Source organism: Candidatus Pantoea formicae, from assembly GCF_011752625.1.
Lineage (GTDB): Bacteria > Pseudomonadota > Gammaproteobacteria > Enterobacterales > Enterobacteriaceae > Pantoea > Pantoea formicae.
The window spans coordinates 394,745-415,417 of sequence record NZ_VWXD01000003.1 but is presented as its reverse complement, the minus strand read 5'-3'; the positions used below and the strand labels follow the sequence as shown (position 1 = coordinate 415,417).

General features: G+C 53.0%; 17 protein-coding genes. 9 read left to right on the top strand and 8 right to left on the bottom strand.

Annotated features, from left to right (window positions below):
- Nucleotides 1-52 precede the first annotated feature (52 nt).
- The 3 genes from F3J38_RS10625 to F3J38_RS10615 all read left to right on the top strand — a co-directional run bounded on the left by F3J38_RS10625 (nt 53) and on the right by F3J38_RS10615 (nt 3,301).
- Nucleotides 53-1,672, top strand: coding sequence for a peptide ABC transporter substrate-binding protein (locus F3J38_RS10625; RefSeq protein ID WP_167138158.1), 1,620 nt, complete (start codon nt 53-55; stop codon nt 1,670-1,672).
- Between the two features lie 190 nt (nt 1,673-1,862).
- Complete coding sequence (gene zntB / locus F3J38_RS10620; RefSeq protein WP_167138155.1) at nt 1,863-2,846, top strand: zinc transporter ZntB; 984 nt, start codon at nt 1,863-1,865, stop codon at nt 2,844-2,846.
- A gap of 308 nt (nt 2,847-3,154) precedes the next feature.
- Complete coding sequence (locus F3J38_RS10615; RefSeq protein ID WP_167138152.1) at nt 3,155-3,301, top strand: hypothetical protein; 147 nt, start codon at nt 3,155-3,157, stop codon at nt 3,299-3,301.
- A 50-nt stretch (nt 3,302-3,351) separates the two neighbouring features.
- Here the strand turns inward: F3J38_RS10615 and ttcA are convergent, their stop codons facing one another.
- On the bottom strand, nt 3,352-4,287 hold the full coding sequence (ttcA, locus tag F3J38_RS10610; RefSeq protein WP_167138149.1) for a tRNA 2-thiocytidine(32) synthetase TtcA: 936 nt from the start codon (nt 4,285-4,287) through the stop codon (nt 3,352-3,354).
- A 270-nt stretch (nt 4,288-4,557) separates the two neighbouring features.
- Between ttcA and F3J38_RS10605 the strand changes: the two genes are divergently transcribed.
- Nucleotides 4,558-4,758, top strand: a complete 201-nt coding sequence (locus F3J38_RS10605; protein WP_167138147.1) for a DUF2767 family protein — start codon at nt 4,558-4,560, stop codon at nt 4,756-4,758.
- Between the two features lie 40 nt (nt 4,759-4,798).
- Here F3J38_RS10605 and nifJ read toward each other — a convergent pair whose 3' ends face one another.
- Nucleotides 4,799-8,326 (bottom strand): pyruvate:ferredoxin (flavodoxin) oxidoreductase, encoded by a 3,528-nt coding sequence (nifJ, locus tag F3J38_RS10600; RefSeq protein ID WP_167138144.1) that lies wholly within the window; start codon nt 8,324-8,326, stop codon nt 4,799-4,801.
- 137 nt (nt 8,327-8,463) lie between these two features.
- Nucleotides 8,464-9,120: an MgtC/SapB family protein gene (locus F3J38_RS10595; protein WP_167138140.1), complete on the bottom strand. Its 657-nt coding sequence runs from the start codon at nt 9,118-9,120 to the stop codon at nt 8,464-8,466.
- 188 nt (nt 9,121-9,308) lie between these two features.
- On the opposite strand from F3J38_RS10595, the gene F3J38_RS10590 reads away from it, so the two are divergent.
- The gene (locus tag F3J38_RS10590; protein ID WP_167138137.1) at nt 9,309-9,581 is read left to right on the top strand and encodes a putative hemolysin; all 273 of its coding nucleotides are present in this window, start codon (nt 9,309-9,311) and stop codon (nt 9,579-9,581) included.
- A gap of 16 nt (nt 9,582-9,597) precedes the next feature.
- Here the strand turns inward: F3J38_RS10590 and F3J38_RS10585 are convergent, their stop codons facing one another.
- Nucleotides 9,598-10,590: a 2-hydroxyacid dehydrogenase gene (locus F3J38_RS10585; protein WP_167138134.1), complete on the bottom strand. Its 993-nt coding sequence runs from the start codon at nt 10,588-10,590 to the stop codon at nt 9,598-9,600.
- Between the two features lie 165 nt (nt 10,591-10,755).
- On the opposite strand from F3J38_RS10585, the gene F3J38_RS10580 reads away from it, so the two are divergent.
- Genes F3J38_RS10580 through F3J38_RS10570 form a run of 3 tightly spaced genes read left to right on the top strand, consistent with a single transcriptional unit; the run spans nt 10,756 to nt 13,888 of the window.
- The gene (locus F3J38_RS10580) at nt 10,756-13,374 is read left to right on the top strand and encodes a YdbH family protein (RefSeq protein ID WP_167138131.1); all 2,619 of its coding nucleotides are present in this window, start codon (nt 10,756-10,758) and stop codon (nt 13,372-13,374) included.
- Entirely contained in the window at nt 13,371-13,556 is a 186-nt protein-coding gene (locus tag F3J38_RS10575) for a YnbE family lipoprotein (RefSeq protein ID WP_167138128.1), read from the top strand. The genes F3J38_RS10580 and F3J38_RS10575 overlap by 4 nt, the downstream gene beginning before the upstream one ends.
- 11 nt (nt 13,557-13,567) lie before the next feature.
- Complete coding sequence (locus F3J38_RS10570) at nt 13,568-13,888, top strand: YdbL family probable chaperone protein (RefSeq protein ID WP_167138125.1); 321 nt, start codon at nt 13,568-13,570, stop codon at nt 13,886-13,888.
- Between the two features lie 163 nt (nt 13,889-14,051).
- On the opposite strand, the gene azoR is transcribed toward F3J38_RS10570, so the two are convergent.
- Entirely contained in the window at nt 14,052-14,651 is a 600-nt protein-coding gene (gene azoR / locus F3J38_RS10565; RefSeq protein ID WP_167138123.1) for an FMN-dependent NADH-azoreductase, read from the bottom strand.
- A 256-nt stretch (nt 14,652-14,907) separates the two neighbouring features.
- Here azoR and hrpA point away from each other — a divergent pair, with 256 nt between their 5' ends.
- Nucleotides 14,908-18,804, top strand: coding sequence for an ATP-dependent RNA helicase HrpA (gene hrpA, locus F3J38_RS10560; protein WP_167138120.1), 3,897 nt, complete (start codon nt 14,908-14,910; stop codon nt 18,802-18,804).
- 138 nt (nt 18,805-18,942) lie between these two features.
- Here hrpA and F3J38_RS10555 read toward each other — a convergent pair whose 3' ends face one another.
- The 3 genes from F3J38_RS10555 to asr form a co-directional block, all read right to left on the bottom strand.
- Nucleotides 18,943-19,749, bottom strand: a complete 807-nt coding sequence (locus F3J38_RS10555; RefSeq protein ID WP_167138117.1) for a trypsin-like serine peptidase — start codon at nt 19,747-19,749, stop codon at nt 18,943-18,945.
- 116 nt (nt 19,750-19,865) lie between these two features.
- The gene (ydgU, locus tag F3J38_RS28510) at nt 19,866-19,946 is read right to left on the bottom strand and encodes a small membrane protein YdgU (protein ID WP_455843913.1); all 81 of its coding nucleotides are present in this window, start codon (nt 19,944-19,946) and stop codon (nt 19,866-19,868) included.
- Nucleotides 19,947-20,027: 81 nt separating this feature from the next.
- Complete coding sequence (gene asr / locus F3J38_RS10550; RefSeq protein ID WP_167138114.1) at nt 20,028-20,510, bottom strand: acid resistance repetitive basic protein Asr; 483 nt, start codon at nt 20,508-20,510, stop codon at nt 20,028-20,030.
- Between the last annotated feature and the right edge of the window lie 163 nt (nt 20,511-20,673).

Here is a 20,673-nt window from a genome sequence, read left to right as displayed (position 1 = left end):
CTGGCGACAAAAACTTCTTCGCAGTCGCCATTTTTTGGGTAAAGGAGTGGTGATGAAATTAACTTTCCGCAAGACGCTGGCCGCCGTTTTGATTGCTGGCGCAATCTCACCCGTTTTCGCTGCCAATGTGCCGTCGGGGGCACAACTGGCAAGCACGCAAGAAATTGTCCGCCATATTAAAGATGAACCCGCCTCTTTGGATCCGATGAAGGCAGTCGGATTGCCCGAAATTCAGGTGATGCGCGATCTGTTTGAAGGGCTCACCAATCAAGATGCCCACGGCAAAATTGTGCCGGGTGTCGCGCAAAGCTGGAGCAGTAACGATAACAAAACCTGGGTCTTTACCTTACGTAAAGACGCGCGCTGGTCGAATGGCGAGCCGGTGACGGCTCAGGATTTCGTTTATAGCTGGCAGCGTCTGGTTGAGCCTAAAAACAGTTCTCCTTTTGCCTGGTTTGCGGCGCTGAGTGGCATCGAAAATGCCGATGCCATTACTAAAGGCCAAATGAGTGCAGACAAACTCGGCGTCACCGCAACAGATGCCACGCATTTAAAAGTGACATTGTCACAACCTGTGCCGTGGTTCCCTGCCATGGTGGCGAATGCCGCGATGTATCCTGTCCCACAAAAAGTCATTGAACAAAATGGTGATGGCTGGACCTCGCCAGGCAAACTGGTCGGTAATGGCGCATATCAACTGCAAGATCGCGTGGTGAATGAAAAAATCGTGCTGGTGCGTAATCCGCACTACTGGGATGACAGCCATTCGGTACTGACCAAAGTGACCTTTATCCCCATTAATGAAGAGTCGAGCGCGACTAAACGTTATCGCGCGGGGGACATCGATATCACCGAATCTTTCCCGAAAAATATGTATACGCTGCTGAAAAAAGAGCTGCCGGGCCAGGTGTATACGCCGGATCAACTGGGGACCTATTACTACGCCTTCAATACGCAGAAAGGCCCAACCGCTGATGTCCGCGTGCGTAAAGCGCTGTCGTGGAGCATTGACCGCCGGATTATCGCCGAGAAAGTACTGGGAACCGGCGAGAAACCGGCCTGGCAATTCACTCCGGATGTCACCGCAGGTTTCACGCCGCAGCAAAGTTATCTGCAACAGCATAGCCAGCAAGAGCTGAATGCACAGGCAAAAGCATTGTTGACCGCCGCGGGCTATGGTCCTGGCAAACCGCTGCATCTCACGTTGCTCTACAACACTTCTGAAAGCCACCAGAAAATTGCTATCGCGGTGGCTTCAATGTGGAAGAAGAATCTCGGTGTGGACGTCACGCTGCAAAATCAGGAATGGAAAACCTACATAGATAGCCGTAACACCGGCAGCTTCGACGTTATCCGTGCATCATGGGTCGGCGACTATAATGAGCCTTCCACTTTCCTCAGTTTGCTGACCTCCAGCCACAGCGGCAATATCGCGCGTTTCCACAGTGCGGATTACGATGCGGTAATAGCTAAGGCCAGTCAGGAAACCAACCCGACGGCACGAAATAGCGATTACAACAAAGCTGAGCAGATCATCGCCGATCAGGCGCCGATCGCACCGATCTATCAATACACCAATGGACGATTAATCAAGCCCTGGGTGAAGGGGTATCCGATTACCAACCCGGAAGACGTTGCCTACAGCCGCGAATTATGGATTGAGAAGCACTAATTTAAGCATCACCCATCAGGGTAGCGGCGCGATTTCACGCAGGTTCGTCTCTGACAGACGCGTAATCAATGACGCCGCTACCCCTCTCACCACCTTAACGGTCTGTCACCTTTGCTCACAGCCTGATGATTGCAACTCGTCTGCGCCACGCTAGACTGTATCGTATTGATTTTGATAGTGAGGCGAGTAAGTGAACGTCATTGAAGGAAAAGCGCTAAAAGTATCTGATGCCATCATCTCCTGCCAGCTTGATGGCAAAGGTGGCGTGATTGCCATTGAAGACAAAGATGTCATCAACTGTGAGCAACCCTGCTGGTTACACCTCAATTATACCCAGCGTCAAAGTGCTGAATGGCTACAAAATACCCCACTGATCCCAGATTCAGTGCGTGATGCCTTAGCGGGCGACAGTATGCGTCCGCGTGTGACGCGTTTGGGCGATGGCTTCATGATCGTGCTGCGCAGTGTTAATCACAATGCCGATTCGCGCCCTGACCAACTGGTGGCGATGCGCGTATTTATTAATGACAAACTGATCGTTTCTACGCGCCGCCGTAAAGTCTACGCCATTGACGAAGTACTGGCCGATCTGCAAAACGGTAACGGTCCCGTAGATGGGGGTAGTTGGCTAGTGGATGTGTGTGATGCACTTACCGATCACGCCAGCGAATTTATCGAAGAGATGCACGATAAAATCATTGAGCTGGAAGATGCGTTGATGGACCAGCAAGTTCCAGCACGCGGAGAGCTGGCGCTATTGCGTAAGCAATTAATTGTCATGCGCCGTTATATGGCACCACAGCGAGATGTCTATGCGCGACTGGCGAGCGAAAAACTGCCGTGGATGAACGATGACGATCGTCGCCGCATGCAGGATGTTGCTGACCGTTTAGGTCGCGGTCTGGACGATCTTAACGCAGGCGTGGCTCGTACCGGCATTCTGGCCGATGAGGTGGCATCCTTGCTCGCGGAATCGATGAACCGCCGCACTTATACCATGTCTTTGATGGCGATGATTTTCCTGCCAGCGACATTCCTGACGGGATTATTTGGTGTCAATCTTGGGGGAATCCCCGGAGGCAGCTGGCCGCTCGGTTTCACCGCATTCTGCGTGTTACTGCTCGCGATGGTCGTCGGGGTTGCACTGTGGCTGAAAAGGCGCAAATGGTTGTGATGTTAACACCGAGTTATCGCAAGGTAACTCGCTGTTAAATAAGGTTTGGCAGGCAAAAAAAGCGTCAAAAACCTGATCGATATCAATAAGTGGATCACCTTACAGGGGCAAACTCTCTCTCGCAGGTGAATGCAACGTCAAGCGATGGGCGTTGCGCTCCATATTGTCTTACTTCCTTTTTTGAATTAATGCATAGCACATTTGATTCGTACGACGCCGGCCTATCCGCCGGCTTTTTTTTGCCCGCTTGGCTTGGCTCCGCTTCCTTTCCTATGCTTAAAGGACATTCAGCAACAAGGAGAAAGGGCATGCGAGAATTGATTTCCAGCGATCCTATCCCAACCGATCCACCTCCCATTCCTGAACCGATCCCTCATCCACAGCCGATACCGGAACCTGATCCACCCTATGATCCTGAATTTCCGCCGATTATCGATCCGCCGCCCCATCGTTAATAAAAAAGGCGCAGAGCCGAAGCGCTGCGCCTTTTCCAGTTTAACAAGCGTTATTTAATTTCTAACACGTCCAGACGCATGCTCAGTTCTGCTGCGTCTTCGTCATCAGGCTGCCAACCCGCAGGTTGAACCGGCAGGGATTCGCGGTCAAAGCCAATATCACCGCCGTTCACCACTTCATCACCGTGCTTGATCCCTTTGAAATCAAAAAGATTAATGTCAGCCATATGTGATGGCACGATGTCCTGCATCGCGCTGAACATGGTTTCAATACGGCCTGGATAGCGTTTATCCCAGTCACGTAACATATCCGCCACGACCTGACGCTGGAGGTTAGGCTGCGAACCACACAGGTTGCACGGAATAATGGGATACTGACGTGCTTCCGCAAAGCGGATGATGTCCTTCTCACGGCAGTAGGCCAGCGGACGGATAACGATGTGTTTGCCATCATCGCTCATCAATTTCGGTGGCATGCCTTTCATCTTGCCGCCATAGAACATATTCAGGAACAGGGTCTGCAAGATGTCATCGCGATGGTGGCCGAGCGCAATCTTGGTACAACCCAATTCCGTGGCAGTGCGATAAAGAATACCGCGACGCAGACGTGAACAGAGTGAACAGGTGGTTTTACCTTCTGGAATCTTCTCTTTAACGATCGAGTAGGTATCTTCAGTGACGATTTTGTATTCGACACCTAATTCTTCCAGATACGCAGGCAAAATATGCGCCGGGAAACCAGGCTGTTTCTGGTCAAGGTTGACTGCGACCAGCGAAAAATTCACCGGCGCGCTCTGCTGCAAATTGCGCAAGATTTCCAACATGGTGTAACTGTCTTTACCACCAGACAGGCAAACCATGATGCGATCGCCTTCTTCAATCATATTGAAATCAGCAATGGCTTGTCCCACGTTACGACGTAGGCGCTTCTGAAGCTTGTTCAGATTGTATTGTTCTTTCTTCGTTACTTCTTGATTTTCTGACATTATTTTCACGCTTGAGAGTGAAGGTAAGGGCCGTTGGCGGCTGAAAAATGCTTCAGCGGCAATAAACCCCTCTAACATGAGTGCGTATGGTACGGATTGCGGCCGCGAATGCCAGATCTGATGCGATCTCTTTTACGGTTTCGCACTGAGTGCTTGCGATAAAAGCGAGAACAATCTGCCCATTTATTGATCTGGGTAAAGATTATGCAGCGATACGCCTGACAGGATGGATGAAGCGTTTTTTTAGTTTCTAAAGGTGAGGAGAGGCAGATGCAAACGTACGATATGGTGTTTGAAGAAGCGTGCCGGCTAGTTGGGCAGTGCTATCTGGAGTTGGCTCAGCGCGGATCTGCAACAGAGAAAGAGGTGGTAGCGAGCGAATTGCGTAACTTGCAGCTTCGCTATCGTGAATTAACCGGTTCACCCAATCGCGCGGTGGAGATGGCGATCATTCAGCTTCAGCCTTGTTAAATTTAAAGCAGCCCGGCCCAAACAGCCGGGCTTCTCTCATCTACTCACTTTTCTCCGCTTTACCGGCCATCTCTGCCAACCGCTGATAACGCTGAAGAGCGGCTTCGGTCGCCTCTTGCCACAACTGGCTGGCGGCTTCCGGTTGTCGGGTTTGCAACTGACGGAAGCGTTGTTCATTCATCAATGCTTGTTCAAGTTCCGAGGTTGGTGGACGCGAATCCAACGCGAGCGCGGCTTTACCTTGTTCAGCACGACGCGGATCATAGCGATAAAGCGGCCAGAATCCGCTGGTGGTCAGCAAACGCATCTGCTCATGACTATACGCCAGGTCATAACCGTGCTCCTCACAAGGGCTGTAGGCGATGATCAATGATGGACCAGGCCAAGCCTCCGCTTCCTGAATCGCTTTGACCGTTTGATTGAGCTGCGCACCCAGCGATATCTGGGCAACATAAACATGCCCATACAGCAAGGTAGACATACCCAAATCTTTGCGCGCTTTGCGTTTTCCTTGCTCACCAAACTTGGTGACCGCTCCGAGCGGTGTGGCTTTGGATGCTTGCCCGCCGGTGTTGGAGTAGCACTGGGTGTCGAGCACCAACACATTGACGTTCTCGTTCAGGCTCATCACGTGGTCAAGACCACCATAACCGATGTCATAGGCCCAGCCATCGCCACCGATCAACCAGACTGATTTTTCCACCAACGCATCTGCGATATCACTTAATGCACTCGCTTCTGGTGAGGGTGATGATTTCAGTTGTGTACGCAGTTCAACGATCTGTTCACGGCGCAAAGAGGGAGTGACATTGTCACCTTTAAGCGCTTCTATCAATGAGGCCGGTAGCTGCGGTGCGCATTGGTCGAGCAGACGCAATGCGCGCTGCTTCTGTTGATCAACACTGAGGCGGAATCCAAGGCCGAATTCAGCATTGTCTTCAAACAGTGAGTTCGCCCATGCTGGGCCGCGACCTTCGGCGTTAGTGGTGTAAGGTGTGGAAGGCAAGTTGCCGCCATAAATTGACGAGCAGCCAGTGGCGTTAGCAATCAGCAAACGGTCGCCGTACAGCTGTGTCAGTAACTTGATGTAGGGTGTTTCACCACAACCCGAACAAGCGCCAGAGTATTCGAACAGCGGTGTAATCAGTTGCGAAGTGCGAATATCAATACGCTCAAGCTGCTCTGCTGTGATCTCCGGTAAGGCGAGGAACGCATCGTAATTCGTCTTTTCAGTTTCGACATGTTCAAGGCGTGACTGCATGTTAATCGCTTTGATCGCGGGATTCTGACGATCGCTGGCCGGGCAGACCTCGACGCACAGGTTGCAACCGGTGCAGTCTTCTGGCGCAACTTGCAGCACATATTTTTGTCCGCGCATGTCGCGTGATTTTACATCCAGCGAGGCAAGTGACTCCGGTGCAGATTCGAGCGCTTCAGGAACCACCACTTTGGCGCGAATCGCTGAGTGCGGACAGGCCGCAACGCAATGATTGCACTGTGTACAAAGATCCGGCTTCCAAATGGGGATCGCTTCGGCGATGTTGCGCTTCTCCCACTGCGTGGTGCCGACGGGCCAGGTGCCATCCGGTGGAAGCGCTGATACCGGCAACTTGTCACCCAGGCCTGCCAGCATCGCCGCGGTCACGGTTTTAACGAAATCAGGCGCGCGATCAGACACGACTGGTGGACGATGTGGGCTGCGATGATCAACGGGCTGAAGCGGCACCGCTTCTAACGACTGCTGAGCCATGGCCAGTGCTTGCCAGTTACGTTGCACCAACTCTTCCCCTTTACTGCGGTAACTGCGGGCAATCGCGCTTTGCAGTTCGGTTAATGCACTGTCACCGGGAAGAATTTTTGTGAGCTGAAAGAATGCCATCTGCATAACGGTATTAATACGCGCGCCCAGTTGGCATTCACGCGCAATGCGCGCTGCGTTAATCACGTAGAAATGCGCCTGCTTATCGTTGAGCTGGCTTTGTACTTCCTGTGGCAGACGTGACCACACTTCATCAGCGGCATAGGGAGTATTAAGCAGGAAAATCCCGCCTGGTTTTAGCTGATCGAGCATCGAATACTGATCAATAAATTGCAGCTGATGGCAGCCGATAAAATCGGCCTGCTGCACCAGATAGGCGGATTGAATGGGATGTTCACTCACGCGCAGATGCGAAACGGTCAGGCCACCGGCTTTTTTCGAGTCATAGACAAAATAGCCTTGAACATGCCACGGCGTAGCATTGCCGATAATCTTCAGATTATTTTTACTGGCACTCACGCTGCCGTCACTGCCCAGCCCGTAGAACAGCGCTTCCAACCGCGCACGATTCGGCACGATATTGCTTTCCATGGGCAGGGATAAATGCGTGACGTCATCGTAAATGCCCACGGTAAAGCGCGCGGGAGGCTGCTCACGTTGCAGGGCACGGAACACTGCCAACACGGCATCCGGCGCGAACTCTTTGGAGGATAAACCATAGCGTCCACCAATCACTCGAGGCAGCGTGGCGCGCTCACCCCGGCTGTAGGCTTCTGCCAGTGCCGTCATCACATCAAGAAACAGCGGCTCACCGAGCGCACCCGGCTCTTTAGTGCGATCCAAAACTGCAATTCGCTGAACAGAAGACGGCAAAGTGTTAATCAGGTGTGTGGCCGAGAACGGTCGATAGAGGCGTACTTTCACCAAACCCACTTTCTCGCCACGTTGCAGCATGGCATCAATAGCTTCTTCGGCCGTTCCGCAACCGGAGCCCATCATTACTATCACGCGGTCCGCTTGAGGGTGACCGTAATATTCAAAGGGGCGATAATGCCGGCCGGTGTCAGCGCCAAATGCGGCCATGGCGGCTTCAACATGGCCGGTACAGGCGTCATACCAGCTGTTCGTTGCCTCGCGTGACTGGAAATAGGTATCGGGGTTGGCTGAGGTACCGCGAATGGTGGGGTGGTCAGGTGTCAACGCTCGAGCACGGTGGTTGGCGATGGCTTGTGCGGGCATCAGCGCCTTCAAGGTTTCATCGCTGATCGGCACAATTTTATTGATCTCGTGTGAGGTGCGGAAACCATCAAAGAAGTGAATAAAAGGCACGCGGCTGTTGAGTGAGGCCATTTGAGAAATCAGTGCGAAATCCTGCGCCTCCTGAACGCTGGAAGCACAGAGTTGCGCGCAACCGGTCTGGCGCACCGCCATGACGTCTGAATGATCACCAAAGATAGAGAGGGCATGGGTGGCCACCGTACGCGCCGCAACGTGCAGTACAAAGGGGGTAAGTTGTCCTGCTAGTTTATACAGCGTGGGGATCATCAGCAGCAGGCCCTGCGATGAGGTAAAGGTGGTGGAAAGGGCGCCGGTTTGCAATGCGCCATGCACGGTAGCAATGGCGCCGCCTTCCGACTGCATCTCGACCACGCGTGGGATATCGCCCCAGATGTTACGGCGGCCTTCGCCTGACCAGCTATCCGCCAGTTCAGCCATAGTGGAACTGGGGGTGATCGGATAGATGGCGATCACTTCACTGGTGCGGAAAGCGACCGAGGCCACAGCACCGTTGCCGTCGATGGTAATCATAAAACATCCTTTGCTACGCTGAGAATCCCATAAAATTTACGGGGGTAATGATTCAGTCTAGCAAAGCGCGGGGTCAGGACTTTTTCATCTGTGTGGTGAACAGCGGTGAACGCACAGACATCTAAGATTGCTGTTTTTTACATCATCTCTAGCGAGTGAACCCCTTTGATTTCGATGACTTTGTCATAAATGCTGTGCATGGGTGCTCTACGTGACAATGTCACTTCAACGCTTAATTCACACAAACCGCTCTCTTCGTCCCGATTGACTACCGCAATATGGCCATAGCGTAATTTTTCGCGTTGAAGCACCAGCAGAACCAGCGGCACGCTTTTAGGTTTTAAATGCACCAGCAGCGTGTGGTGGCGACCAATCAACAAATGACTCAGACGGCGGAAGGTTTCAAGCACCACCAGCGCCAATACGGTTCCGTAAATGCCGATCTCGTACATGCCGCTACCGATAACCAGGCCAATGGCCGCCGTTACCCATAATCCTGCGGCTGTGGTCAATCCCTTGACGATCTGTTTTTGGATGATGATAGTGCCCGCGCCGAGGAAGCCCATGCCGCTGACAACCTGTGCGGCAATACGGCTGGGATCGAGCGCCACATGGTCGCTATTCAGCATGTCAGAGAAGCCATATTTGGATACCAACATGAACATGGCGCTGCCGATGCCCACCAGAATGTGGGTTCGCAGCCCGGCTTCTTTCGCGCGCATCTGGCGTTCGAGTCCAATCAGGCCACCGAGTATCCCGGCCAAGGCAATACGGATGAGCATATCCGTTAACATTGTTCCTCCTTAGGTGTTGATAAATATTAATAATTTTCACAGGAAAGGATGAGTGCGTTCAATCAGGATAATTCTGCTTGCAAAAGACGATATTAAATTTTGTAAAAAGCTGTGTCGGCTATCGACCCGTTATCCTGCCTGACATATGCTGGTGGCTCTTTTACGCCCAACTCCCCGGAGCCCGACCGATGAAAGCCGCTACTTTACTGCTGGCCGGTGCAGCGCTGTTACTTTCTGCCTGCAGCAGCAATAGTGATAACGAACCACCGCAACAGGCGACTGCTGCACACGTTCAACCGCATGTTGTGATGGCATCGATGGCTGAAGTGAATTGTAGTAATGCCGGGGGTACATTGGCATTTTCACGTCAGTTAGACGGTTCGCGTATTGGCATGTGCCAACTGGCGAATGGCCGCCGCTGTGATGAGCAAGCGCTGATGGGTGGACAGTGCGCCCGCTGATGCAGGCGCAAAACCCTTAAGCTTTGACCTGATTCGGGCTGATTTCGCCACGTTCAAGCTGTTGCAAATTACTGAGCGTAGTTTCTGAAATCGCCGTCAGGGCTTCCGCCGTCAAAAATGCCTGATGTCCAGTGAACAGCACATTATGGCAGGCAGAGAGGCGACGGAAGATATCGTCCTGAATCACATCATTCGACTTGTCCTCAAAGAACAGGTCGCGTTCGTTTTCATATACATCCATGCCCAGCGAACCAATCTTCTGCTGTTTCAGCGCATCAATTGCCGCCTGTGAATCAATTAAGCCACCCCGACTGGTGTTAATGATCATCACGCCGTCTTTCATTTGGCTGAATGCCGTTGCGTTAAGCAGATGATGGTTTTCCGGTGTGAGCGGGCAGTGAAGGGTAATCACATCAGATTCAGCAAAAAGCGTTTTAAGATCGACATACTCCGCACCGAGTTCAAGAGCTGCGGCGCTCGGGTAAGGATCAAATGCCAGCAGACGCATGCCAAAACCTTTCAGGATGCGCATCGCCGCCACCCCAATTTTGCCAGTACCCACAACGCCAGCAGTTTTGTTATGCATGTTGAAGCCGGTTAAGCCATCGAGCGAAAAGTTAGCGTCACGTGTGCGCTGATAGGCGCGATGGATACGCCGATTCAGCGTCATCATCAATCCTACCGCATGTTCTGCGACGGCTTCCGGTGAGTAGGCTGGCACGCGCACCACCTGAAGGCCCAGTGTTGCAGCGGCTGCGAGATCCACATTGTTGAAACCGGCACAGCGTAACGCAATGTATTTCACGCCCAGCTCTGCCAGCTCTTCCAGTACCTCTTTACTGCCATCGTCATTCACGAAGATGCACACCGCATCACAGCCCGCGGCGTTCTTCGCCGTGGCTTTGCTGAGCAGGAAATCAAAGAACTGCAGCTCGAATCCATAGCTGGCATTGACGTGTTCAAGGTATTTCTGGTCGTAGTGTTTGGTACTGTAAACCGCAACTTTCATTGTTTCGCTCCTGAAAAATGCAATGTCGGTATCACAACAGGATAACGTTTTCCGCGTTATTTTGCTGATCTTCAACCAGGCTATTAAGCTAACACCTTCATTTGCCAGGCATAACATGACATCATCTCTGTCAGGATTGCGTAAAGAACAGGAAAGTTAGCTGCCATGACGCGGGGCCTTCGTCGAACACTTGCTGCGCTACTGGCGCTGATACTGCTGCTGCTGGGGCTGCTGCTGACGTTGACGCAGTGGCTGCCGCGTCTGGCCGGTATTTGGCTACCCGAAAGCACACGCGTCGAGTTGCAGGGATCGCCTCGTTGGCATCAGGGCGGCCTGCATTTCCCCGAAGTCCGCTACCTGGTGGGGGATTGTACGCTGGCGAAGATCGAAGACGCATCGCTGGGCTGGCAACACCAACGCTGGCAACTGAATGCCCAGGCTTTGCAGTTGAACAGCGATTGCCTACAAGCGTTACCGAAAAGCGATGCCAGTGGGGCACCGCGTAGTCTGACAGAATGGCAGCAGATGCTTCCAGGCGCAGATATCCACCTTGGTCAACTCAGCATTCTCCCGTGGCAACAGTATGCCGGTCGCTTTGACCTCCAGTTAGACAAGGATGCGCAGCAATTACACTATCAGGGCGATAACCTCCGTGTGGATGCGCGCCTGCAAGGGCAGGAATTGCATATCGCCCAGTTGCAGCTCAATCATCCCTTGTTGCCGAAACCACTCGAACTGCACGGTGATGTCACGCTGCCCACCTTTGCCGATGGCTTGCCCGTGGCGGGTGAGTTGAATGGCGATGTCAATCTGACGCAATGGCCTCAACCGCTCTCGGTGACGCTGAACTGGCAGAAGCAGCAGGGTACGCTGGTGATCAATCAACAGGGTGACGAACAGCCGCTTTTGCAACTGCCGTGGCAAGTTGATGCCCAACAGATTCGTATCACCCAAGGTCACTGGCGCTGGCCACAGGCGGAACAGCCACTGTCTGGTGGGATGGCGCTGACGCTGGATAACTGGCAACAGGGGCTTGAAAACACCCAAGTCAGCGGCCGTTTTAATCTAATCACGCAAGGTCGTGGCGGTAAAGGGAACCTGGTGCTGAGCGTGGGGCCGGGCACGCTGAGCCTGACCGACAGTCATCTACCTTTCCAACTGACCGGCGAGAGTAAACTTGCCGAGTTACAACTTTTCGGCAGTATGCCCGGTGTGTTACACGGCATGTTGACCGACCCGCAGGTGAGTTTGAAGCAGGGAGCATTGTTGCGTTTACGCGGGCGTTTGCTTTCCACGCTGGAAGTGGATGAAGCGCGCTGGCCACTGGCGGGGGTCACTCTTGCCTCGGGTGGCATCAATGGGCGATTGCAGGCGATTCTTAAGGCCCACGATCCCAGCTTTGGCCGCTTTAACCTGCATCTTGACGGCCGTGCCAGCAATTTCTGGCCGGACAGCGGACGCTGGAATTGGCGTTACTGGGGTGAGGGGGAGATGGCACCGCTGAATGCCAAATGGGACGTTAAAGGAACCGGTAGCTGGCTAGATACCTTGATAAGTCTCGATACGCTTGATACCGGTTTTGATCAACTGGCTTATGGCATGGTGCAGGTGGACAAACCCCGGCTGACCCTTTCAGCCCCCGTTCGCTGGCAACGTGATCTTGACCATCCCGCTTTCACTGGCGGGTTCACGCTGAAGTCTGGACAGACCCAGTTCAGTTATGGCGGCTGGCTTCCTCCCTCCGAGTTAGATTTTGCAGCGAAAGGCAGCGATCCCAGCCGGTTTAACTGGCGGGGACAACTGATGGCGGAAGACATTGGCCCAGTACGCGTGCATGGTCGCTGGGATGGGGAACGTCTTCGCGGCGAGGCCTGGTGGCCTGCACAGTCGCTGACGGTATTTCAACCGCTGTTAAGCAGCGATCTCAAAATGCGTATTCAGTCTGGCGAACTGCGCGCGCAAATGGCTTTCTCTGCCGCCAGCGATCAGGGTTTTGAAGCGGGTGGGTTCTGGGCAGTGAAAAAGGGCAGCCTGTGGATGCCGGACAGTGAAATCAATGGTGTCGATTTCACACTGCCGTTCCGCTTAAAGGATCATCAATGGCAACTGGGACGCCGAGGTCCGGTTTCGCTGCGCATTGCCGAAGTCAAAAACCAGTTTACCCTCCAGAATATTACTGCCGATTTGCAAGGGCATTATCCATGGCAGGAGCGTCAGCCGCTCACGCTGAGTAATGTAAACCTCGATCTGCTTGGCGGTCATGTCAGCATGCCTGAACTGCGCATGCCGCAGCATGAGCCTGCCCGTGTCTCTCTACGCGAGATCAACCTCAGCAAGCTGATTACCGCCATCAAACCTAAACAGTTTGCCATGTCGGGCAAGGTCAATGGTGAGCTGCCGCTGTGGGTGAATAACCCACAATGGCTGATTGAGAAGGGGTGGATTGCCAACAGTGGACCGCTCACCTTCCGCATGGATAAAGACATGGCTGATGCGATTGTCAGCAATAACTTTGCTGCTGGTGCGGCGATGGACTGGCTGCGCTACATGGAAATTTCCCGCTCCTGGGCGACGATTGATTTAGATAATTTTGGTAATTTGACGATGCAGTCAGAAGTGAAAGGCACCAGCCAGTTTAGTAATCGCCGCCAGTCGATCAATCTCAACTATCGACATCAGGAAAACCTGTTCCAGCTGTGGCGCAGCCTGCGCTTTGGCGATAATTTGCAATCATGGGTGGAGCAAAATGCCACCCTGCCATCTAAGAAGGATCCCCAACCATGAGCCTCAGGGCATTGCTGTTACTGGCGCTATTGCCAATCACGGGTTGCGTACCGCGCATTGAAGTGGCAGCACCGAAAGAGCCGATCACTATCAACATGAACGTGAAGATTGAACATGAAATTCACATCAAAGTGGATAAAGACGTGGAAGCGCTGCTGAAAAATCAGAGCGGGCTGTTTTGAGGAGGGTCAGTATGAGAAGCAAAGGGATCGCATTGATTCTGGCGCTGCTGCTGGTGCCATCAGCGTGGGCATTGACGCTTGACGAAGCGCGACAGCAGGGGCGTGTGGGCGAAACACTAAGTGGTTTTATCGCCGCGCGGCAACAGGATGATGAAACTCTGGCACTGGTTAAACGCATTAATGACGGGCGTACGCAGCAGTATCAGCGTGTGGCGCAGCAGAACAACCTGACCACCAGTGAAGTGGCACGCATCGCGGGAGAGAAACTGGTGAGCCGTGCAGGCAGCGGCGAGTATGTGCGTGGGATTAACGGACAGTGGTTGCGTAAGTAAAAGCCAGCACGTAATTAACCCAAACCTTTGTCGACTGCGGCCTCACCGACAGTGGCGTAATCAACAGCCTCCCAACTTTCAAAAACAAAAAAGCCGGGCACTCAGGCCCGGCAAAGATGGCATCATACCCATTATTCTCGGGTATTCATCACGTTCTCAATGATTACGCAGCAACAATCTGCTTGATGGCGTCTTTTGCATCGTTAGCCGCTTTGGTCGCCACTTCAGGACCATAAGCAATGCCTTCCGCGAACACGAAGTTCACGTCAGTGATACCGATGAAGCCCAGGAACAGTTTCACGTATGGGGTCAGCAGGTCGGTTGGAGTATCTTTGTGGATACCGCCACGGCTTGACAGGATCACAGCACGTTTGCCAGTCACCAAACCTTCTGGGCCTGCTTCGGTATAACGGAAAGTGACGCCAGCGCGAGCAATCAGGTCAAAGTAGTTTTTCAGCTGAGTTGGGATGTTGAAGTTGTACATCGGAGCAGCGATAACCACAGTGTCATGCGCCTGCAGTTCAGCAATCAGCTCGTCAGACAGCGCCAGCGCTTCTTGCTGACGTGGAGACAGCGGGGCATCGGAAGGACGCAGTGCGCCAACCAGCTCACCATCCAGAACCGGAATCGGCTGAGCAGCCAGGTCGCGTACGGTAACGTCGTTACCTTTAGCGCGGGCTTCTTCAGCGTAGAAGTCAGCCAGTTGGTTTGACTGAGAGTAACCAGCGAGGATGCTTGATTTCAGAACTAAAACTTTGCTCATGGTATTTTCCTGTGCGTTACGCGGTTGGCTTACCGCTCAATGCGTTACACTCTACGGAGTTCCTCCGCGAGGTAAAAGCGCAATATTTCGAGACCTATGTTCGAAATTATTGAATAAGGTCGCACGTCCGGTCAGGTGAGGTTGTCCAGAGTGTGCTATTATGCCGCACAATAATTGATTGAATCCGCCGGGAAATTTCAGCCGGCATCGAGCGCACATTGGCAGTGCTCGCCGCGACAACAGGTAACGCATCACTATGTCATCATCCGTCACTTCCCCTTTAGCCCCACTTTGGACGCGGCTCGATAATTTGATGCTGCGCGATCGTCAGCGCTTACAGCGTCGCCTGCACGGCGCAGCCAAAGTGAAAAATCCCACGGCGCAGCAGGGCATTGCCGCCGAACTGGAGCCGGAGTTCGTGGCTGCTGAACAGCGTATCGCACAGCGCACTGCGGCCACACCGCGTATTACTTTCCCTGAAAACCTGCCAGTGAGCCAAAAGCAGCAGGAGATTGCTGAGGCGATTCGCGATCATCAGGTGGTGATTGTAGCGGGTGAAACCGGTTCGGGGAAAACCACACAGTTGCCAAAGATCTGTCTCGCGCTGGGTCGCGGTGTGAAAGGGTTTATAGGCCATACACAGCCGCGCCGTCTGGCGGCGCGAACCGTGGCGAACCGCATCGCTGACGAACTGGAAACGTCGCTGGGTGGGACGATTGGCTACAAAGTGCGTTTTAACGACCAGGTCAGCGACACTACACAAGTTAAACTGATGACCGACGGTATTCTATTGGCGGAAATCCAGCAGGATCGTCAGTTGCTGCAATATGACACCATCATCATCGATGAAGCGCACGAACGCAGCCTTAACATCGACTTCCTGCTGGGCTATTTACGCGAGCTGTTACCGCGCCGCCCAGACTTGAAAGTGATTATTACCTCAGCCACCATCGATCCGCAGCGCTTCTCGCGCCACTTCAATCATGCTCCCGTGATTGAGGTCTCAGGCCGCACTTATCCGGTGGAAGTGCGCTACCGTCCGATTGTGGAAGATGCCGAGGATACCGATCGCGACCAGCTGCAGGCGATTTTTGATGCCGTCGATGAGCTGGGCCATGAGAGTCGTGGCGATATCCTGATCTTTATGAGCGGTGAGCGTGAAATTCGCGATACAGCGGATGCGCTGATGAAACGCGATATTCCGCATACCGAAATCTTGCCGCTGTATGCGCGCCTGTCGAATGCTGAACAGAATCGTGTATTCCAGTCGCACAGCGGGCGCCGTATCGTGCTGGCGACCAACGTGGCAGAAACGTCACTGACGGTGCCGGGCATTAAATATGTTATCGATCCCGGTACCGCGCGCATTAGCCGTTACAGCTATCGCACCAAAGTGCAGCGCCTGCCGATTGAGCCAGTCTCACAAGCCTCTGCCAATCAGCGTAAAGGGCGTTGTGGGCGTGTCTCAGAGGGGATCTGTATCCGTCTTTATTCAGAAGACGATTTCCTCAGCCGCCCAGCATTCACCGACCCGGAAATTCTGCGTACCAATCTGGCGTCGGTTATTCTGCAGATGACGGCGCTTGGCCTCGGTGATATCGGCGCCTTCCCGTTCGTCGAAGCGCCAGACAAGCGTAATATTCAGGACGGTGTTCGCTTGCTGGAAGAGTTGGGTGCCATCACGCTGAGCGAAGATGAAACCTACAAGCTGACCACGTCAGGCCGTCAGTTGGCACAGTTGCCAGTAGATCCACGCCTGGCCCGCATGGTGTTGGAAGCGCAAAAATTTGGCTGTGTGCGTGAAGCGATGATCATCACTGCGGCGCTCTCAATTCAAGATCCGCGTGAACGTCCCAGCGAAAAACAGCAGGCTTCCGATGAGAAACATCGTCGATTTGCAGACAAAGAGTCCGACTTCCTGTCATTTGTGAATTTGTGGAACTATCTGCAAGAGCAGCAAAAAGCGCTGTCGGGTAATCATTTCCGCCGTCAGTGTAAAACCGACTTCCTGAATTATTTACGCGTGCGTGAATGGCAGGATATTTACACGCAATTACGCCAGGTGGTGCGCGAGCAGGGTATGCCGGTGAACAGCGAACCGGCGCCGTATCGTGAAGTGCACTGCGCGTTGCTGACAGGATTGTTATCGCATATTGGCCAAAAAGATAATGAGAAGCAGGAGTTTACCGGTGCGCGTAATGCTCGTTTCTCCATCTTTCCCGGTTCTGGCCTGTTTAAGAAGCCGCCAAAGTGGACCATGGTGGCGGAACTGGTTGAAACCAGCCGGTTGTGGGGCCGCGTGGCGGCACGCATCGATCCTGAATGGATCGAACCCCTGGCGCAGCACCTGATTAAACGTAGCTACAGCGAACCGCACTGGGAGAAAGCCCAAGGTGCGGTGATGGCGACGGAGAAAGTCACTCTTTATGGCCTGGCGATTGTGCAGGCGCGTAAGGTCAATTACAGCCGAATCGATCCTCAACTCAGCCGTGAGTTATTTATTCGCCATGCGCTGGTCGAAGGTGATTGGCAGACGCGGCATGCGTTCCTGCGCAACAACTTGAAGTTACGCACTGAAGTGGAAGACCTGGAACATAAATCGCGCCGCCGTGACATTCTGGTGGACGACGAGACGCTGTTTGCCTTCTACGATCGCCGCATCGGCAGCGAAGTGGTATCGGCACGCCATTTCGACAGCTGGTGGAAGCAAGCCAGCAAAGAGAATCCTGAGCTGCTGAATTTTGATAAGCAGATGCTGATCAAAGAGGGTGCGGATAAAGTCAGCCAGTTGGATTACCCAAACTTCTGGCATCAGGGCAATCTCAAGCTGAAGCTGAGCTATCAGTTCGAGCCGGGCGCGGATGCCGATGGCGTCACGATCCACATTCCACTGCCGCTGTTAAACCAGATAGAGGAGAGCGGTTTCGAGTGGCAAATCCCTGGCGTGCGACGGGAGTTAGTTATCGCGCTAATCAAGTCGTTACCGAAACCCACCCGTCGCAATCTGGTGCCTGCGCCCAATTACGCCGAAGCGTTCCTTGGTCGGGCTACGCCGCTGGAATTGCCGCTTTTGGATGCGCTTGAGCGTGAATTCCGTCGCATGACCGGTGTCACCATTGAGCGTGAAACCTGGCAGTGGGATCAGGTACCCGATCACCTGAAAATGACTTTCCGCATCGTGGACGAGCACAATCGTAAGCTGCAGGAAGGCAAAGACCTGCATCAGCTTAAACAGGTGTTGAAGGGCAAAGTCCAGGAGACGCTGTCTAAAGTGGCAGATGATGGCCTGGAACAGAGCGGTTTGCACATCTGGAGCTTTGGCGATCTTCCGCAGAGTTATGAACAGAAGCGCGGTAGTTACCAGGTCAAAGCCTGGCCAGCGCTGGTGGATGAAAAGGACAGTGTTGCGATTCGCCTGTTTGACAGCGAGCTGGAGCAGCAAAAAGTGATGTGGCGCGGTCAGCGGCGTTTATTGCTTCTGAATATCCCCTCGCCGATCAAATATCTGCATGAAAAGTTGCCGAACAAAGCCAAGTTAGGTTTGTACTTCAATCCTTACGGAAAAGTACTCGACTTGATCGATGATTGCATCGCTTGTGGCGTAGACAAACTGATGGCTGAAGCCGGCGGTCCGGCGTGGCAACAGGACAACTTCGAGCAACTGCGTGACAAAGTCCGTGCGGAGCTGAATGAAACCGTAGTTACCATCGCCAAACAGGTCGAGCAGATTCTGACGAGTGTTTTCAATATCAACAAGTTCCTTAAAGGCCGCGTGGATATGTCGCTGGCTTTGGCGCTGTCCGATGTCAAAACGCAAATGAGCGGGTTGGTGTATCGCGGCTTTGTCACCGGCAATGGCTATCAGCGATTGGGTGATACGCTGCGCTATCTGCAAGGTATTGAACGGCGTCTGGAGAAGTTGCCGGTCGACCCACACAGCGATCGTGCGCGGATGCTTAAAGTGCAGGCGGCTGAACAAGCATGGCAAAGTTGGCGTAACAAATTGCCACCGCAGCGTCAGGATGATACCGAAGTGCAGGCGATTCGCTGGATGTTGGAAGAGTTAAGAATCAGCTACTTTGCGCAGCAGTTAGGCACGCCTTTCCCGATTTCTGAGAAACGCATTCTGCAAGCCATGGAACAGATTAGCTGACGAGTGAGAAGGGCCGTTACCGCATGCTATGGTGAGCGGTAGCGGCGCAATCTCATTCGCGTCTTTCAGCAGCACTGCCGCGTCAGGTACGCGCGATAAATCGCACCGCTACAATGAAATCCCCTCAGTATGAAAGCGTTATTTTGCTAACTCTTCCAGGCGATCTTTAAACGAGGTCACCGCAATGGCGCGGTTATCAGCACGATAACGATCGGCTGGCGCGGGGGCGGAACTCTGCACTGCAATCAACTGCCAGCCGTCTCCCTTTTTCAATAACAGCGGCGAGCCACTGTCTCCCGGCAGGGTATCGCATTGATGCGAGAGTACGGCACGCTGTGCCCAGCCAGTAATCAAACAATCGCTGTGTGAATAGAGCGTATCGAGATGGTCCGCTGGGTAACCTGCCTGCGTCACTTTGCGATCGGTGGTTTTCAGTGCATCCGTCAAATCGCTGCGGGAACCATCAAACAACGGAATCGGCACAATGCCAGATGGCGGGTTATGCAAAATAACCAACCCATAATCGTAAGGTGCTGCGCCCGGTGGCACGATCCAACCCTCACCGTCGGCCTGTAATTTACGGGCTAAAGAGGGTTCAACCCGTGCATCGATGTCATGAATTTCGTAACGCCAGCCTTTCGCGCCAGCCATAAAACGCAGGGCGACGGGCTTATCGAATTTGCCTGGAGGGGCCAGTAAGCAGTGACCGGCAGTTAACGCCAGATGTGCTGAAATCAGGGTTGCGGTACAGAGGTTGCCGCTTTCGGTTTCTAACTGGCCGATCGCGTCCCAAGGCGCGGCACTCACATCCGTGATCGCCTTGCGATGGTCTTTGCCAAAGAATAGCGTCTTGATGTCTTCCGGGCTTGGCCCATCTTCATCATCGGCATGTGCTGCGAGGTTAAAACTGAAAATACCAACAAGAAACAGGATAGCCAGGCGCATAGTTCTCTCAATGGCGAGAATAAGTAGGGGATATTGTCATCACGCTTGAGCGATAACTATAGTCGGAGAGCGGGAAAAAAGGGAGAAATATTGGAGTAATCAGCACGCTACAACGACTAGATAAAAAAACTGGCTGCAACAATGCCGCAGAGGATCATCACAATCAGGATAATTTCGAAGCGATAGCGACGCACCATTTTTCGCTACTCCAGTAAATAAACACCCGGCATAACCGGGTGTTTTGAAAATTAATGCGGTATTGGCGCTAAGAGACAGACTTATTTAGCTGCTTTTTTCGCTTTTTTGTGGTGCTTTTTAGCAGCCTGCGCTTTCTGTGCAGCTGGCTTGGTTACTTTTTTGTGGTGCTTTTTAGCAGCCTGAGCTTTCTGTGCAGCTGGCTTGGTTGCTTTTTTGTGGTGCTTTTTAGCAGCCTGGGCTTTCTGTGCAGCTGGCTTGGTTGCTTTTTTGTGGTGCTTTTTAGCAGCCTGGGCTTTCTGTGCAGCTGGCTTGGTTGCTTTTTTGTGGTGCTTTTTAGCAGCCTGAGCTTTCTGTGCAGCAGGAGCTTTCTTAGCTACTTTTTTGTGTTTCTTAGCGGCCTGAGCTTTCTGAGCAACTTTTTTATGGTGAGCAGCTTTGTGCTTCACTGGTGCAGCAGTAGTAGTAGCGGCAGCAGCAGGAGCAGCAGTAGTGGTCTCAGCAGCGAAAGCAACAGAAGACATACCCATAGCAGCGGCGATCACCAGAGCAACTAATTTTTTCATCGCAAATCCTCGAACTATTTTTTCATGTGTAGCCCACTGCGGGGCCGGTGAAATCACTATATGAAAAACAATTCAGGCTTTCCGTGAGGGATTGGTATCGGCGTGTAACGGAATGTACAAAGCAAGGTAAAGGATGTGAAAAGGGCGGCCAGTAAGGCCGCCG

Coding starts and splice junctions, on each gene's coding strand:
- ttcA (WP_167138149.1), bottom strand. CDS start 4,287: ATGTCAGAAAATCAAGAAGTAACGAAGAAAGAACAATACAATCTGAAC.
- F3J38_RS10605 (WP_167138147.1), top strand. CDS start 4,558: ATGCAAACGTACGATATGGTGTTTGAAGAAGCGTGCCGGCTAGTTGGG.
- F3J38_RS10580 (WP_167138131.1), top strand. CDS start 10,756: ATGACGCGGGGCCTTCGTCGAACACTTGCTGCGCTACTGGCGCTGATA.
- azoR (WP_167138123.1), bottom strand. CDS start 14,651: ATGAGCAAAGTTTTAGTTCTGAAATCAAGCATCCTCGCTGGTTACTCT.
- ydgU (WP_455843913.1), bottom strand. CDS start 19,946: ATGGTGCGTCGCTATCGCTTCGAAATTATCCTGATTGTGATGATCCTC.
- F3J38_RS10590 (WP_167138137.1), top strand. CDS start 9,309: ATGAAAGCCGCTACTTTACTGCTGGCCGGTGCAGCGCTGTTACTTTCT.
- F3J38_RS10595 (WP_167138140.1), bottom strand. CDS start 9,120: ATGTTAACGGATATGCTCATCCGTATTGCCTTGGCCGGGATACTCGGT.
- hrpA (WP_167138120.1), top strand. CDS start 14,908: ATGTCATCATCCGTCACTTCCCCTTTAGCCCCACTTTGGACGCGGCTC.
- F3J38_RS10585 (WP_167138134.1), bottom strand. CDS start 10,590: ATGAAAGTTGCGGTTTACAGTACCAAACACTACGACCAGAAATACCTT.
- asr (WP_167138114.1), bottom strand. CDS start 20,510: ATGAAAAAATTAGTTGCTCTGGTGATCGCCGCTGCTATGGGTATGTCT.
- nifJ (WP_167138144.1), bottom strand. CDS start 8,326: ATGATTACCATCGACGGCAACGGTGCTGTGGCCTCGGTCGCTTTCCGC.
- F3J38_RS10575 (WP_167138128.1), top strand. CDS start 13,371: ATGAGCCTCAGGGCATTGCTGTTACTGGCGCTATTGCCAATCACGGGT.
- F3J38_RS10570 (WP_167138125.1), top strand. CDS start 13,568: ATGAGAAGCAAAGGGATCGCATTGATTCTGGCGCTGCTGCTGGTGCCA.
- F3J38_RS10625 (WP_167138158.1), top strand. CDS start 53: ATGAAATTAACTTTCCGCAAGACGCTGGCCGCCGTTTTGATTGCTGGC.
- F3J38_RS10555 (WP_167138117.1), bottom strand. CDS start 19,749: ATGCGCCTGGCTATCCTGTTTCTTGTTGGTATTTTCAGTTTTAACCTC.
- F3J38_RS10615 (WP_167138152.1), top strand. CDS start 3,155: ATGCGAGAATTGATTTCCAGCGATCCTATCCCAACCGATCCACCTCCC.